We start from the raw sequence: 14,814 nt of genomic DNA, 5'->3' as shown, positions 1-14,814 counted from the left end.
TATTTCTCTTATCATCAGAAAAATTCTTTGACTGACTTGATTTCAAAATCCTATCACCCGGTTTAATTAATAATAGTAACTCTAATAACAATAGGGCAAATATATATTTGGCAAAGAACGATATGTTTAATTATAAATAGACAATTCTGTCTAGATGTTAAACCATAACTCGCTCATATATATAAGAGGTTGACTCATGTAAATAGACAGACTCTTCTAACTATAAATGAAGAGATAAATAATTTTATTTCTCTCTTGATTATGGATGTCGTATTTGGAGAAATAGACGATCTAGGCTCAACTTCAAACCAGAGAATAACGCAATTATTGGCTTTGAAGCTCTCTAGATGATAACTAATTGTAACCACAAATACTGTTTGTAAATTAATTGGTCAGCGCAAGTAAATTGGCCAGATGTATGATATTCTTTATTTATAGGGAATCTAATACAAGGACGAAAACTCCTTTAGTTCCTTTGAAGTGAGTATCAGCCCAGCCTCATCATTTATTGGTGACGGCATAATGTTAATCGAAGTGGAGCAAAACCGCCCAAAAATCGGTTTTTCGTTTGACGAAGCTGTTGCCATAAACTAGGCTGGACTGATTTTTCTATGTATCTTTCTTCAAAAATAAATAGTGTTTGTCTTGCTGTGATGAAACAGAAACTTCTTATTCACCGCTGTAGCTGTAGAAGTTTTTTGAATTCTTAGTGACAGGATTACAACTATTTTTTAGCACCCTTATTGTATCTCGCATCGCACTAATATTTACTGCTACATCTGTAAGAAGCTGTTTAACTTTTAGCAGATAACTGCAATATTTGTAGTGCTGGATAGACGGCTGATTTCCACACTCTGACTACGTTGATGTTGTCACAATCTGGGCAGTGAACTATTTCAAAAACTACAATTTCAATTGAATTCAACACTCTACTTGATTACACCATAATCTGGGAGCCGAATCAACAAGTCTGCGCCATTATCGAGGTTTTTATGCGGAAGATTGCTATTTATGGAAGAGGGGGAGTTGGCAAATCCACAACGACTCAAAATGTAGTGGCTGGACTGACTGATATGAGCCGTAAGGTGATGGTTGTAGGGTGTGACTCGAAAGCAGACTCCACCAGGCTCCTTTTGGGGGGATTTCACCAGAAGATTGTACTTGATACGTTGCGTAAAGAAGAAGATGACGTGAATTTAGAAGACTTCCGTCAGGAGGGATGGGGAAAGACGTTGTGTGTAGAATCGGGTGGCCCGGAACCTGGTGTAGGATGTACAGGTCGAGGCATTCTGACTTCAATTGGGTTGCTGGAACAACTTGGTGCTTATGATGATGCAGTTAGACTTGATTATACATTTTATGATGGTCTGGGTGACGTGGTATGCGGTGGATTTGTCATGCCCATTCGTGAACGCAAAGCTCAAGAAATTTACATTGTCACTTCTGGGGAAATTATGGCAATGTATACCGTCAACAACATCTGCCGAAGCATTCAAAAGTATGCTCCAATAGGCGGTATACGTCTGGGAGGATTGATTTGTAACTCTCGCAAAGTTGATGAGGAAGACGATCTCATCAAAGCTCTTGCAGAGAAACTGGGGACTCAAATGATTTACTCCATACCCAGAGACAACATGGTACAACGGGCAGAGTTCCACCGCAAGACGGTGATTGAGTATGCTCCTGACTGTGAACAGGCGCAGCACTATCGCAACCTGGCAACAGCAATTGACCATAACACAGATTTTGTGACTCCGAAATCTATGTCTAACGATCGCCTTGAGGAACTGCTGGTGAAGTTTGGGTTGTTCGGCTAGGACGATGCAGTAGGGATGATCCCTAATACAAGGTATCTGGAGCAATTGGCAACCTCTGACTCGAAAAAGCAGAAAAAACTGCGTAAGTTTCTTACCACTATTTGATAAATCGACGTAACCACGTCAAAATTTGTCTACCTCATTGAAGGAGTAGAACTTATTATGTTGACTGAAGAGGTATTAGTCCAAAAATTTACTACCGTAGTTAAGGGACGCTGTGCCAAACTAGGCGAGTTGCTCCAGTACTGCCATGTCGAACTTGTAAACTCTTACTGGGGCTGCCCTCCAAAACTTATACAACATTTTGTTGTTTTTTATCCTAATATGCTGTTTGCCTCAATTAATGCCAACAAAGACGTTTTTAGAGGCGTTGCCCAAGATTTGGGGATATGTGAAGCTGTTTGCATAAATGCCACACGCATTATCCGCGATCCCGCCTCAAGGTTGAAGGAAAAGAACCCGATCCTCTGGTTGGAACTCCAGTGGGTGGCGGTACCAACTAAAAAAGGCAATTTGCATCTAGACCAGGACTTACCGCACTTGGACTAAAGATAAGGTTTTTCAGGACTTATATACAGATATAGCAGGAGGCAGAAGGCAGCTATGCTGGAGGCAGGAGGTAAAAGTATTACTATTCCTAGCTTTCATGCTTGTCATTATCAGGACTTACGCACAGGTCACGGAAAATCAAACCACAGAGAACGCAGAGAACACAGAGGAATAAGAGTTAGAGAGGTTTTTTGCGTAAGTCCTAATTATGTCCTAACCTGTGTGACTATGGCTATAACAGAAAATCGTAGACGCATACTCCTAGATCGAAGCAAGGGGGAGCGGAGCGTTTCCAAGAGTTGCGGCTTGCCGCAGGCTATCACAGAGAACGCAGAGGAATAAGAGTTTGAGGCTTTTTTGCGTAATTCCTATTTTTGCAGGACTTGGCTAGCAAATGATGAAAAGGCGATCGCTAGGTTAAACTGCGCCAATGCTAAAATAGTATCCAAAGATGCAAGTATTTTAGCAAAGTGTATGCTATGCTTGCAGCAAATAAGCGCAATTGTCAAAACATCAATATGTCTGACAACAAAAACGCCATTCCACTAGAAAACCTTGCTATTGCCCTAACAATTTAAGTTTGTCCGTTGCGGCTTTTTCTAACGGAGAGATACAGCCTCATGAAACTGGATGTGAATCTTTGCAATAATCTAAAGTCAATTAGAACTCGCTTAGGCATGAGCCAGCAAGAATTGGCCAACATAGCTGGCGTAACTCGTCAGAGTATTGGTGGTGTGGAATCTGGACAATATGCTCCTTCTGTTGCTATGTCACTGCGTTTAGCCAAGGCGCTTGGTTGCCAAGTCGAGGACTTATTTTGGTTTGAGCAAGATTTACCAGAAGTTGAGGCAATTCTTACCGGATCAGCCCCTAAGCAACAGCAATTGCGAGTTAGTCTAGCGCGGGTTGGGGATCAATGGATAGCTTATCCCCTTGTTGGGAATGATGCTTTTCGGATCGAAATGATTCCGGCTGATGGTGAAGCAGTTGCGGTGGTGAGGCAGTCCGATCTTGGGGGTTCCCCCCAGGAGGAACTGCCGAAAGGGTTCCCCGGCATAAGCAAACTGCTGAACCCGGAGGGTGAGACAGTTGCGGGTATTCTCCCCATTGTAGGGACTGGGGTTAGCGCAAGCGGTAGCGACGACGTAGGAGCGTCATCCGTAAGAGTGAAAGGGTTCCCCAGCATAAGAAAATTGCCATTAGCGTCAGAGGTAGCGTTAGTGTACCCTTGCGGGGAAGCAAGCTACGCCTGTGGTCTTGTCGTAGAGAGGAACGAGCGTCAACCGGAGGGTGAAGCACAGAGCCAGAACGGTACAAATAAAGTCCAGGTTCGGCTTCTGGATGATATAGACAAACTGCACAATACAGTTGTGATTGCTGGTTGTACACCTGTACTTTCCCTCTTGGCAAGAGCAACTGAACGTTGGCATCCAAAACTGCGAATTCATTATCGTTTTGCCCACAGCACGGCTGCATTGCGTAGTCTGTGCCGAGGTGAAGTTCACATTGCAGGGATGCACTTATACGATGCTGATACTGGGGAACATAACATCCCCTTTGTGCGGGAAGCCTTAACAGGTAAGAGTGCCGTTTTGATTACCCTTGGAGTTTGGGAAGAAGGTTTGTTAGTCCCACCAGGAAACCCAATGGGAGTTAAAACAGTTTCCGACTTAGTAGAATTTGGAGCTACTATTGTCACCCATGAAGTGGGTTCTGGCAGTCGGATGCTTTTAGAACGGAAACTCCAAGAAGAAGGAGTGCCATTGCACAAAGTTAAAGGATCTGACTGTATCGTTCACAGCCATCAAGATGTTGCCTTATCTGTAGTCTCAGGAATCGCTGATGCAGGTATTAGTACGTCATCTATAGCTGCTGCTTTTGGGTTGGGATTTATCCCCCTTCATAGGGCGCGATATGACTTGGTGATTATTAAAGAATACTTGGAAGAAGAACCAGTAAAGCAGTTTCTCAGTATTTTGGGACATCGCCTAGTCCAATCGCAATTAGAGATTCTTGGTGGCTATGATATTAGCAATATTGGGGAAGTTGTAGCAAATATTTAATAATGACGCTCTCTACGTACCCCTCCGGGGAAGCAAGCTACGCGCAGCGTGTCGCAGCGTGCCGCTCTTTCTAGCTTGCTTGTTTGCAAGAGTACGCAGACTCGCTTTTCGCGTCGTTTGCGGAGCGTCTCGTTGGCGCAGCCTCTCGTAGAGAAGAGAAGACAGTAATTCGTAATTATTAACCCATAGCTAAAGAATATGTCTTTTACTTTCCACAACTCAAGTTAGTTGCTCTATCCTTCAATTAGGAATTACTCAAGTAAATCAAAATCACCCAACAAGTTAGCCAATCATGAATCATCATTTCTCGATGAACAAACATCCGATTCAAATTAACGATACAACCTTACGAGATGGCGAACAAGCGGCAGGTGTAGCTTTTAACGTTGAAGAAAAAATTGCGATCGCCACTTTTCTTGATGCTATTGGTGTTCCAGAATTGGAAATTGGCGTTCCGGCAATGGGACAAGAAGAAGCAGAGTCAATCAAAACCATTGCCAATTTGGGATTAAACGCCAAATTACTGGGCTGGAACCGGGCTAACTTGTCTGATATTCAGGCATCGATAGATTGTGGTTTAGAACGGGTGCATATTTCCGTTCCCGTCTCAGAAATTCAGATTGCCGCCAAGTTTGGGGGCAACCAGCAGGTAATGCTAGATCGTTTGCGGGATGCAATAAATTTTGCTTGCGATCGCGGTTTATCTGTATCTGTTGGTGGAGAAGATTCTTCCAGAGCCGATGAATCTTTTTTGCTAGATGTGGCATATTATGCTCAAGAGTTGGGAGCTTTCCGGTTTCGCTTTTGTGACACTGTAGGAATTCTCGATCCTCTGACTACTTACAGCAAAGTTCGCTCTCTTGTCCATCATCTATTCATTCCCATAGAAATGCACACGCACAATGACTTTGGACTGGCAATGGCGAACTCGCTGGCTGGTATTGAAGCAGGGGCGCTATCGGTTAACACCACAGTAAACGGGATCGGCGAACGGGCAGGCAATGCGGCGCTGGAAGAAATTGTGATGGCACTGAAACACATCTACGGTATCCAAACGGGCATTGATACAAAACGGCTATTGGAACTGTCACGGTTAGTTGCTAAAGCTGCCAACTGGCCAGTTCCTCCCTGGAAAGCGATCGTGGGTGAAAATACTTTTGCCCACGAGTCGGGCATTCATGCTCACGGTGTGTTGCAAAATCCGGGTACTTATGAACCGTTTGCGCCAGAAGATGTTGGTTGGGAACGTCGCCTTGTTGTAGGCAAACATTCCGGTCGGCATCTGATATTCAGTGTGCTGCAAGAACATGGAATCACCCTCAGTCAGCCAGAAATTCAATCAGTGCTGGATGCTGTAAAGCATCAGTCAGTGAAAGTTAAGCGCAGTCTCACGGTTGAAGAACTTCTGAGTTTGGTTCCTCAAGGGTAAACGCACACATCTACCAAGACATGAAGTTGCATTGTGCTTTTAGCTATCAACACATCAATATGTTTCAGTCAGTTTGACCAGAGAAGACTTGAATCAAAAGTGAAGTTGGTTAAGAACACATAACAATTGCGTTAAGTTATTGCTCACTATTATTGTATCACTTGCTAAAATACTACCAAATATGTTGGTATTGACTATGCCGAGAAAAGAGCAAGGATGGATCACTTTTCAATTGTCTCTAGAAGAACGCCAACTTCTAGAGCAATACTGTCAAAATTTTCAACGCACTAAAACTGATGTGTTGCGCTCCTTGTTGCGTAGTCTCCAGCCAAAATTACTCAAACAGCAGGGGAAGCAGTTTGATTCTATGGAGGTTGATCTCGACCTACTTTGAGCAGTGGTACGAGTTGTCTTATACCTAAAGAAATTTGCAATGGGGTTGGTAATCCCACTGAAATCGTCAAAAAGTGTTCAGGTTCAAAAGTTGAGTATGACAAATCCTACAAAACTACTGCGATGCCTGCGGCGGGCAGAGCGATCGCACACGGCGTGAGGTTCCTTTCAATTACGAAGTTGGCTGGAACGATTTTCTAACTGTTCCGGTGATGAAACTTCTGCGGCTTAAGCAGAGTTTCTTGATGCAGAGGTAAATCAGATTGTTGATGTTCCAATACCACTTGATGTCCAGGGTAGTCAGGATTGGTTAATTCTAGTAAAGCATTTTTTTCTACCATGCTTAATTTTCAATCTATTCGTGCCACAGCAATGCAAAAAGTCCCATATAACTGGGCTTTGATCAAAAACCTGCTTTCACCAGAAGCAAGCTTAGAACTAACTGCGAGTTTTCCCCATGAGGAGTTTCGTTTATCGGAAGGGGAGGGATATGGATACTTCTGGGGAAAGATGCTTGCCACTAGCGAGGATATTTCCTTGATGCTCAAATCTAGCGATAATCGCTGGCGAGAGCGGATGGCACAAGGCAGACTTACTTATGACTTAAGACACCTCAGTAAAGTCTGGCGACAGTTGATAGAAGCACTGTGGACAGATTCTTACCGCGCATCAATAGCCGAAATGTCTGGGTTGGAACTAAAGGACTGTGTAATGGATATAGGATTTCGCCGATATCAATTAGGACAGTTGCATCACCCTCATACAGATGAGCCGAACAAAGTTTTAACTCATCTGCTATTTTTCAATCAACAATGGTCTGTAGATTGGGGAGGCTGTTTGCGAATTCTTAAAGACTCCCAGCCGGAATCTGCCTTCCAAGATATTCTACCCCTGAGCGATTCCTCAGTTGCGATCGCGCGTTCTGACAATTCTTGGCATACGGTTACTCCGCTTACTTGTCCTGCATCTGAGTATCGGCTAGCTTTACGAGTTGCTTTTTTTCGGAGTGATCGCCTTTCAGATTTCGGAAAAACCCAGCTAGCTGCGTAGCAGTTAAGGATTTTCTCTCTACCTTTGTCAGAAAATCAGCCTCCTGATTTTCTGTTTCTTCCTTGTTTATCGTTGTTGGTAATCCCTTTGACTATGACTAATCCTACAGAACTACTGCGATCGCGCTACGGTGAGATTCCCTTCAATTACGAAATTGACTGGAATGACTCTCTAGAAACACTACTATCTCACCGTTCAGTTCGGTCTTATTTATCTGACCCTTTACCACCAGGAATTCTGGAATGGCTAGTTGCAGCTGCTCAATCTGCTGCTAGTTCAGCTAATTTGCAAACCTGGAGTGTGGTAGCGGTTGAAGATCAAGAGCGCAAAGCAGAATTATGCAAGCTGTCTAATAACCAAGTATGGGTTAACCAGGCTCCTGTATTTTTGGTTTGGTTAGCAGATTTAGGTCGTATGGCTCATATTGCTGACAGTCGCGGACTACCTCATGTAGCTCTAGATTACATAGAATTGTTGTTTAAAGCAGTAATCGATGCCTCGGTAGCAGCGCAAAATGCCACTCTAGCCGCTGAATCTGTTGGTTTGGGAACAGTATATATTGGCGCAATCCGCAATAATACGCAAGAGGTTGCAACACTACTAAATTTGCCACCTTTTGTATTCCCCGTATTTGGATTGTGTGTGGGTTATCCTAATCCTGAAGTACAACCTGCTATTAAGCCGCGTTTACCGCAGTCAGCTGTACTGCACCGGGAAATCTATAAATTGGCAGAACAAGACGAGGCGATCGCTCACTACAACGATATCATGAAGGAATTCTATACTGAACAAAAGATGAATGCCACTGTTGATTGGTCGCAAAACTCAGCCGAGCGGATCGCAACCTTAGACTATTTAAAAGGATGCAAAAACTTACGTGAAACTCTCAACAACTTCGGCTTCAAGTTGCTATAAAAGAAGTCAGCAGCCAGAAGACACAGAGAACTCTAAGCATCCAACGTATCCTAGTAGAGAGCAAGCTACGTGCAGTAGGGACTAAAGAATAACTTCTGATGTCTGCACCAAAACTTCTGACGCTTAAAGACTTGTTACCGCTTCACTAAAGACTCAAAACTCTACACCCAGTCTTAAAAGATAATTTCGGTGCGTAAGTCCTAAGAAATAAATAGACCCGCTAACTCGCCAGCCCCAGCAATTCTCCCGCTTGAAACCTTTGTACGAATTTGGGGAATCTGAAGGCATTTAAGCAGTCAACAGGTGAACGATTTAATGGTTATTCCAGCAAGCTTTATCTTTCAAAAAAGGGCTGAACTGTAAGAATCGCTCTTGTCATGAGAATTGCTGACCAAAAATGTAGAATTAACCCGCGAAACAGAAAGGATCTTCAAACAATGAATAATTTGTCTACTAAAGACCTCAACAGACTACGCTCTCAAGCCAAAATAATTATGAATCGAGTGGAGATTTTCATAGAAACTTACTTATTAGAAGCTCCCCCTGATGAAAAACTGATTAACGAAACCTTACAAGAGATCATCAAGGCTACGAATAGCTTAACAACCGCAGCATCCAAGATGAAAACCGCAGAACCCGTACCTCATGACGCCAACGGAGCAAAATAGTTTAATAGGGCTGAATGGAACCCCATAGCTAAATAATGGGGATTGAATACAGTTGCGAGTGCTGAGTAATCGATGCTAGATACTCAGCACTATTTAAGTTATGGAGATAGATGAATCTAGACCGTTAGGAAATATTATGCTAAAAGGGCTAAGTTCAAACTTAAAAAATTGGTTACAAAGAAATAGAATTGTGCGTAACCTAGAGTTTTTTCAAGACTTTATCATCATTTCTCTCTGTCTTGGTTTATTCTGTGTAATGCTTATCCGACTGGGAGATATGTTCTTCTCCTTTTTGCATCCCTTGGATTTGCGGCAAGTAACATCTGATATCCTGTTCATTTTGATTTTAGTAGAATTGTTCCGCCTGTTAATAGATCATCTACAACAACAGCGGACATCCGTAACCGCCGCAGTAGAAATTACTATTGTTTCTGCTTTAAGAGAGGTAATTTTACGAGGTGTTCTCGAAATTCCCCGCGACCAAATTTGGGGAATAGCTGTATTTTTAGTAGTTTTAACAGGAATCATGGTGGCTTTACCTTGGATATCTCGTTTTCTGGAACAGGTCAAAATTACTAACCCAGAAACAACAGAAAAAAAACAATTTTTGGCTGAAAAGACTCTAGCTTCTGATTAAGTTGTAACCACAAATGCTGTTTGAAAATTAGTTAGCGATCGCAAGTAATTTTAACAAATGTATGATATTCTTTATATATGGAGAATTACAAGTACAAAATTCTTCAAAAAAATAAAGTACCTTCCAAAAGCAGCAATTCTTATTATGAGCTTAGGGCACATAATAATGTCCAAAGCCCATTTAGTCAGGTGTATCAGATTCCAAGCGATATTGTGGAGATTTAATATCCTTGTGTTTCTATTTCATACATTGATTAACTCGTTCGTCAGCATTTACCAACGAGTAAAACCTTTTTCGATAACTTGCTATTCTACATTCATTCCAGCGAGCTTTTGCCTATCATAATCAAGCTACTCTGTGAAAGAATTCTCCTCATCAGAATTGCTGTTGTTATTTAGAAGGATTTTAAGTGCAATCTAAATTGTTGTATAAGACTCATATTTGATTTTTGAAAAAAACTCAGTACACCTTTATTCCTTCTTCCCAGTCCCCAGTCTCTACGAGTAATTCAGAAATCAAAAAATTGTGAAGTATTGCTTGTTAAGCACTAAACACTAACTAACACATGAGTAGAATACCATGCTTGAGAATCTTCTGAATAACCATAATTTACCGTATCCTGATACGATACATCCCATCATTGTCCATTTTGTGATTGCAATGGTCTTGTTTGCCTTCTTATGTGATGTCATTGGATACTTTACTAGTAACTACCGTCTTTTTGAGGTGAGTTGGTGGAATATGTTTTTCGCTACAATCTCCATCTTCATCGCCGTTATTTTTGGTCAATTTGAAGCAGGTTTGGCAGAACCTTATAACGCAGCTCAACCAGTACTTAATTTACATACACTCCTTGGCTGGTCACTTGCAGGAATTCTGGCAGCTATTACAGCTTGGCGTTACGTGATTCATTGCCGCACTCCAGAAAAAATATCAGTTTATTACCTAGCAGCAGGTTTACTTTTAACTGTTTTGGTAGGCATACAAGTGTATTTCGGAGATGAATTAGTTTGGGTATATGGGCTACACACTGTACCAGTTGTTGAAGCTATAAAGGAGGGCTTACTGCAATGAATCCTGAAGTTATTGAGCAATTAAAGACTCACATGGGAGCAAATGGGTTGCCCTACACTATACCCATTCACCCAAATTTAGTTCATCTCACTCTAGCTTTGTTCATCCTTGGCATTACCTTTGATTTTATTGGTGCGTTCTTCCCCCTACAACAACCAATCTTCAAGTTTTTAGCAGTTCCTGCCACTCCTTCTAGCTTCTTTGATGCGGGCTGGTACAATATGCTAGGTTCGGCACTCATCACAATTTTTACGGTAGCAGCAGGTTTTTACGAAATCATGTTGGCAGAACCACTCACTGGGGTAAAGAGTGCCTGGGGATTGGAAGCTATGGAAACAATGCTTTGGCATGGTATGGGTGGTGTTTTTCTACTAGCACTGATTCTTGGAATGGCGATTTGGAGAGGATTTCAGCGTTATATTTGGCGTCAAGATGACAGTCAACAAGTGCAGTGGACTTATTTAGTTTCTGGACTGTTCATCATGTTCATCATGTTCATCCACGGTACGCTAGGAGCGCAATTAGCTACTGAATTTGGAGTTCACAACACTGCTGATATGTTGTTGCGCTTGGGTAAAGACCCCAACTTCCTGCTGAGGTAATCGATGTTAGTCCTTTGTATGAGTACTAATGACCATTGTACAGACGCGATTAATCGCGTCTTTGACCAATGAATTTTATGGCTATGAAAATCCGAAATATTTTGATCTTGAGTGCGATCGCGATCGCCTTAACTGCTGTTAGTCTTTGGATAGGAGAGTGGACATATTCCTGGATGCCTCCTCAAGCCGCAGCAGAATCGCAGCTCGTCGATAAGTTGTTTAGTTTCTTAATCACGCTGGGAGCATTTATCTTCCTTGGAGTCACAGGAACACTCATGTATTCAGCGATTTTCCATCAAGCAGAGCAGTATGATACCAGCGATGGCCCCCCGATTGAAGGAAATATCCCACTAGAAATTGTCTGGACTGCAATTCCTGTATTGCTAGTGTTTTGGATTGCCAGCTACAGCTACCAAATCTACGAGCAAATGGGGATTCAAGGCCCAATGGAAGCTATGCATATGCATATTCCAGTCTTGATGAAATCCGCATCTGCTGCACCAATTAACAAAGATGCGGGCATAGTTTCCACCTCCTCGACTTCCTCAAGTGTATCAACTGATGCCACATCAAATGTAATCCCATTTGAAGACGTTGAAGTTAATGCCAAACAGTGGGCTTGGGTTTTCCGCTATCCAAAAACAGGAATTACCAGCACAGAACTACATTTACCCGTCAATCATCGTATCCGTTTAGCTATGCAGTCCGAGGATGTTCTCCACGGCTTTTATATTCCGGCTTTTCGAGTCAAGCAAGACATTATTCCCAACCGCAACATTGACTTTGAATTCACCCCCATCCGCATTGGCAAATATCAATTGACCGATTCCGAATTTAGCGGTACTTACTTTGCAACCATGCGGGCAAATGTTGTTGTCGAGTCCTCTGAAGATTACAAGAAGTGGCTTACAGAAGCAGCAAACCGTAAACCATGTACTGCAAATAATCAAGCAGCTTCCGAATATGCCCAAGAATCAAAAGAATTAATCAAAGGCTGGGTTACTGTAGCACCCGCACAAGCCCCTGTAGTTAATTACAGCAATTAGTCGTAGAGACGCGATTAATTGCGTCTCTACAATGGTCATTAGTTTTGGACAAATGACAAATGACAAAGGACAAATGACAATGACAAATATTTCCGTTGAAGACATCACAGGTGACGCACCTCAACAGGAACCGAGAGCAGACTGGAAGCAATACTTTAGCTTCAGTACAGACCACAAAGTTATCGGTATTCAGTATATTGTTACCGCTTTCATTCTCTTTTTAGTTGGTGGCATATTTGCAATGATCATTCGTGGGGAATTGATTACCCCAGAATCAGACCTCGTTGACCGTAGTGTTTATAATGCAATGTTCACCATGCACGGCACTGTGATGCTATTTGGATGGACATTTCCCATACTTACGGGTTTTGCTAACTATCTTGTACCTCTGATGATTGGGGCGCGAGATATGGCGTTTCCCAGACTCAATGCTGTTGCCTTCTGGATGATACCGATCGCTGCTATCTTATTGATGGCCAGCTTCTTTGTACCTGGTGGGCCAGCGCAAGCAGGTTGGTGGTCATACCCTCCCGTTAGCTTGCAAAACCCGACAGGCAACTTAATCAATGGTGAAGTAATCTGGCTTCTAGCAGTGGCAATATCAGGTGTTTCCTCAATTATGGGGGCAATTAACTTTGTCACCACGATTGTGAAGATGCGCGCACCTGGTATGACACCTTTCCGTACACCCATCTTTGTTTGGAACGTATTCAGTGCCCAGATTATCCAACTGTTTGGACTACCTGTTTTAACAGCAGGCGCAGTCATGCTTTTACTCGACTTAACAGTTGGAACTAGCTTTTTTGAACCCACCAAGGGAGGCGACCCAGTTCTATTTCAGCATTTTTTCTGGTTCTACTCCCACCCTGCTGTTTACGTGATCATTCTGCCGGTCTTTGGAGTCTTTTCCGAGATTTTCCCTGTTTTTGCTCGTAAACCTCTGTTTGGCTATAGAATTGTCGCTATTTCATCACTCCTGATTGCTGGAGTTAGCGGTATAGTCTGGGTACATCATATGTACGCCAGCGGTACTTCCGGCTGGATGCGGATGTTTTTCATGCTGACAACCATGTTCGTTTCTGTCCCTACTGGCATTAAAGTATTTGCTTGGACTGCAACGATTTGGGGTGGCAAGCTACGATTTGATACACCAATGCTGTTTGCGTTTGGTGCATTAATATTGTTTGTGTTTGCTGGTATCACTGGCATTACCCTTTCCTCCGTTCCCATTGATGTCCACGTCAACAACACTTACTATGTGGTGGGTCACTTCCACTATGTTCTATATGGCACGGTAACAATGGGGATGTTTGCTGCTATTTACTTCTGGTTCCCCAAGATGACTGGACGTATGTATTACGAAGGCTTGGGCAAGTTGCACTTCTGGCTGGCGTTCATTGGTACTAACCTCAACTTCTTCCCAATGCACCCACTAGGATTACAGGGAATGTTGCGTCGAGTTTCTTCTTATGCCCCAGAGTATGAATTTTGGAATATTATCGCCAGTATCGGCGGATTTTTGCTAGGTGTATCCACTTTACCCTTCATTCTGAATATTATTGGTTCTTGGATACATGACAAGCAAGCACCGAAGAATCCTTGGCGAGCAATAGGATTGGAGTGGTTAGTTTCTTCCCCACCTCCTGTCGAGAACTTTGAGGAAATTCCAGTTGTTGTGGGTGAACCCTACGGCTACGGGAAATCTGAACCATTAGTGGCCGAGCATTAGAGAGCAGGCCAAATAGTTTGATTTGATTTTTAAACGCATAGGCGCTTTGCCTTCCCGTAGGGTAAAAGCGCAGAGGTTCACGCAGAGGGACGCAGAGAGTTTGAGATCAGGGATTACGCGATCGCAAACTACTACTTTGCTCTCTTTCTCTGTACCTCTGCGTGAAATAAATATATAGGAGTTTCAAGCAATGGACAGTTCCATCATTTCAAAAGAATCAAATCATCCCTCACACGAACATACCCATGATGAAGAAGGCAGCAAGATGTTTGGCTTCATTGTCTTCTTGCTGTCAGAGACTTTCATTTTCCTCAGTTTTTTTACAGCATATATTGTCTATAAAACAGCAAATCCTGACTGGCTACCAGCTGGTGTTTCTGGACTGGAAGTCAGAGATCCGGCAATTAATACGGTAATTCTTGTTTCCAGTAGCTTTGTCATCTACTTGGCAGAACGCGCCCTTGAACGTCACGACTTGTTGAAATTTCGCCAGTTTCTAATGCTTTCGATCGCAATGGGAAGTTACTTTTTAGTTGGACAAGCGATCGAGTGGAGTCATCTTTCTTTTGGCTTTACCACAGGTGTCTTTGGTGGAATGTTCTACTTACTGACAGGCTTCCACGGTTTACACGTTCTTACTGGCATTTTGTTGCAGATACTTGTTTTTGGTCGCTCTTTCATTCCTGATAACTATGACACAGGTCATTTTGGTGTAAATGCCACCTCTATTTTCTGGCACTTCGTCGATGTTATAGCAACCGCCAAGATGGTTAGGACAAGCAGTATAATCTCTAATGAAAGTAAGATTAGATACTGATTATATATTCAGTATAAAAACAGAT

The 14,814-nt window shown here is 42.7% G+C and carries 14 protein-coding genes and 1 pseudogene; 14 read left to right on the top strand and 1 reads right to left on the bottom strand.

Features of this window, described 5'->3' with window-relative positions:
* The first annotated feature begins 992 nt into the window (after positions 1–992).
* The 5 genes and pseudogenes from nifH to V7K41_RS08730 form a co-directional block, all read left to right on the top strand.
* Positions 993–1,817 carry a nitrogenase iron protein gene (nifH, locus tag V7K41_RS08750; protein ID WP_334847278.1) on the top strand — a complete coding sequence of 275 codons (825 nt, stop codon included), beginning with the start codon at positions 993–995 and terminating at the stop codon, positions 1,815–1,817.
* Positions 1,818–1,979: 162 nt separating this feature from the next.
* On the top strand, positions 1,980–2,366 hold the full coding sequence (locus tag V7K41_RS08745; protein ID WP_334847276.1) for a hypothetical protein: 387 nt from the start codon (positions 1,980–1,982) through the stop codon (positions 2,364–2,366).
* A gap of 620 nt (positions 2,367–2,986) precedes the next feature.
* Positions 2,987–4,429, top strand: coding sequence for a substrate-binding domain-containing protein (locus V7K41_RS08740; RefSeq protein ID WP_334847275.1), 1,443 nt, complete (start codon positions 2,987–2,989; stop codon positions 4,427–4,429).
* A gap of 310 nt (positions 4,430–4,739) precedes the next feature.
* Positions 4,740–5,858, top strand: coding sequence for a homocitrate synthase (gene nifV, locus V7K41_RS08735; RefSeq protein ID WP_334847284.1), 1,119 nt, complete (start codon positions 4,740–4,742; stop codon positions 5,856–5,858).
* Between the two features lie 196 nt (positions 5,859–6,054).
* Positions 6,055–6,183: pseudogene (locus V7K41_RS08730) on the top strand (TOBE domain-containing protein); the annotation flags it as partial.
* 265 nt (positions 6,184–6,448) lie between these two features.
* Here the strand turns inward: V7K41_RS08730 and V7K41_RS08725 are convergent.
* On the bottom strand, positions 6,449–6,592 hold the full coding sequence (locus V7K41_RS08725; RefSeq protein WP_334847274.1) for a hypothetical protein: 144 nt from the start codon (positions 6,590–6,592) through the stop codon (positions 6,449–6,451).
* Between V7K41_RS08725 and V7K41_RS08720 the strand changes: the two genes are divergently transcribed.
* From V7K41_RS08720 to V7K41_RS08680, 9 genes are all read left to right on the top strand, one after another.
* Positions 6,591–7,301, top strand: a complete 711-nt coding sequence (locus V7K41_RS08720; protein WP_334847272.1) for a 2OG-Fe(II) oxygenase — start codon at positions 6,591–6,593, stop codon at positions 7,299–7,301. The genes V7K41_RS08725 and V7K41_RS08720 overlap by 2 nt on opposite strands.
* Positions 7,302–7,394: 93 nt before the next feature.
* Positions 7,395–8,216, top strand: a complete 822-nt coding sequence (locus V7K41_RS08715; protein WP_334847271.1) for an NADPH-dependent oxidoreductase — start codon at positions 7,395–7,397, stop codon at positions 8,214–8,216.
* A 437-nt stretch (positions 8,217–8,653) separates the two neighbouring features.
* On the top strand, positions 8,654–8,884 hold the full coding sequence (locus V7K41_RS08710; RefSeq protein WP_334847270.1) for a hypothetical protein: 231 nt from the start codon (positions 8,654–8,656) through the stop codon (positions 8,882–8,884).
* Between the two features lie 136 nt (positions 8,885–9,020).
* Positions 9,021–9,521 carry a phosphate-starvation-inducible PsiE family protein gene (locus V7K41_RS08705; RefSeq protein WP_334847282.1) on the top strand — a complete coding sequence of 167 codons (501 nt, stop codon included), beginning with the start codon at positions 9,021–9,023 and terminating at the stop codon, positions 9,519–9,521.
* Positions 9,522–10,100: 579 nt separating this feature from the next.
* Positions 10,101–10,595, top strand: coding sequence for a DUF2231 domain-containing protein (locus V7K41_RS08700; protein ID WP_334847268.1), 495 nt, complete (start codon positions 10,101–10,103; stop codon positions 10,593–10,595).
* On the top strand, positions 10,592–11,197 hold the full coding sequence (locus tag V7K41_RS08695) for a DUF2231 domain-containing protein (RefSeq protein WP_334847267.1): 606 nt from the start codon (positions 10,592–10,594) through the stop codon (positions 11,195–11,197). Before V7K41_RS08700 ends, V7K41_RS08695 begins: the two co-directional genes overlap by 4 nt.
* A gap of 83 nt (positions 11,198–11,280) precedes the next feature.
* Positions 11,281–12,243, top strand: coding sequence for a cytochrome c oxidase subunit II (locus V7K41_RS08690; protein WP_334847281.1), 963 nt, complete (start codon positions 11,281–11,283; stop codon positions 12,241–12,243).
* Positions 12,244–12,322: 79 nt separating this feature from the next.
* Positions 12,323–13,972, top strand: a complete 1,650-nt coding sequence (gene ctaD / locus V7K41_RS08685) for a cytochrome c oxidase subunit I (RefSeq protein WP_334847280.1) — start codon at positions 12,323–12,325, stop codon at positions 13,970–13,972.
* A 190-nt stretch (positions 13,973–14,162) separates the two neighbouring features.
* Positions 14,163–14,789 (top strand): cytochrome c oxidase subunit 3, encoded by a 627-nt coding sequence (locus V7K41_RS08680; protein WP_334847266.1) that lies wholly within the window; start codon positions 14,163–14,165, stop codon positions 14,787–14,789.
* Positions 14,790–14,814: the final 25 nt, after the last annotated feature.

The organism is Nostoc sp., from assembly GCF_036917415.1.
GTDB lineage: Bacteria > Cyanobacteriota > Cyanobacteriia > Cyanobacteriales > Nostocaceae > Nostoc.
The sequence above is the reverse complement of the archived record's forward strand: the minus strand, read 5'-3'. Positions and strand labels throughout refer to the sequence as shown.

Excerpts from the sequence above, each read along its gene's own strand:
- nifH (WP_334847278.1), top strand. The coding sequence starts at position 993 with ATGCGGAAGATTGCTATTTATGGAAGAGGGGGAGTTGGCAAATCCACA.
- V7K41_RS08745 (WP_334847276.1), top strand. The coding sequence starts at position 1,980 with ATGTTGACTGAAGAGGTATTAGTCCAAAAATTTACTACCGTAGTTAAG.
- V7K41_RS08740 (WP_334847275.1), top strand. The coding sequence starts at position 2,987 with ATGAAACTGGATGTGAATCTTTGCAATAATCTAAAGTCAATTAGAACT.
- nifV (WP_334847284.1), top strand. The coding sequence starts at position 4,740 with ATGAACAAACATCCGATTCAAATTAACGATACAACCTTACGAGATGGC.
- V7K41_RS08720 (WP_334847272.1), top strand. The coding sequence starts at position 6,591 with ATGCTTAATTTTCAATCTATTCGTGCCACAGCAATGCAAAAAGTCCCA.
- V7K41_RS08725 (WP_334847274.1), bottom strand. The coding sequence starts at position 6,592 with ATGGTAGAAAAAAATGCTTTACTAGAATTAACCAATCCTGACTACCCT.
- V7K41_RS08715 (WP_334847271.1), top strand. The coding sequence starts at position 7,395 with ATGACTAATCCTACAGAACTACTGCGATCGCGCTACGGTGAGATTCCC.
- V7K41_RS08710 (WP_334847270.1), top strand. The coding sequence starts at position 8,654 with ATGAATAATTTGTCTACTAAAGACCTCAACAGACTACGCTCTCAAGCC.
- V7K41_RS08705 (WP_334847282.1), top strand. The coding sequence starts at position 9,021 with ATGCTAAAAGGGCTAAGTTCAAACTTAAAAAATTGGTTACAAAGAAAT.
- V7K41_RS08700 (WP_334847268.1), top strand. The coding sequence starts at position 10,101 with ATGCTTGAGAATCTTCTGAATAACCATAATTTACCGTATCCTGATACG.
- V7K41_RS08695 (WP_334847267.1), top strand. The coding sequence starts at position 10,592 with ATGAATCCTGAAGTTATTGAGCAATTAAAGACTCACATGGGAGCAAAT.
- V7K41_RS08690 (WP_334847281.1), top strand. The coding sequence starts at position 11,281 with ATGAAAATCCGAAATATTTTGATCTTGAGTGCGATCGCGATCGCCTTA.
- ctaD (WP_334847280.1), top strand. The coding sequence starts at position 12,323 with ATGACAAATATTTCCGTTGAAGACATCACAGGTGACGCACCTCAACAG.
- V7K41_RS08680 (WP_334847266.1), top strand. The coding sequence starts at position 14,163 with ATGGACAGTTCCATCATTTCAAAAGAATCAAATCATCCCTCACACGAA.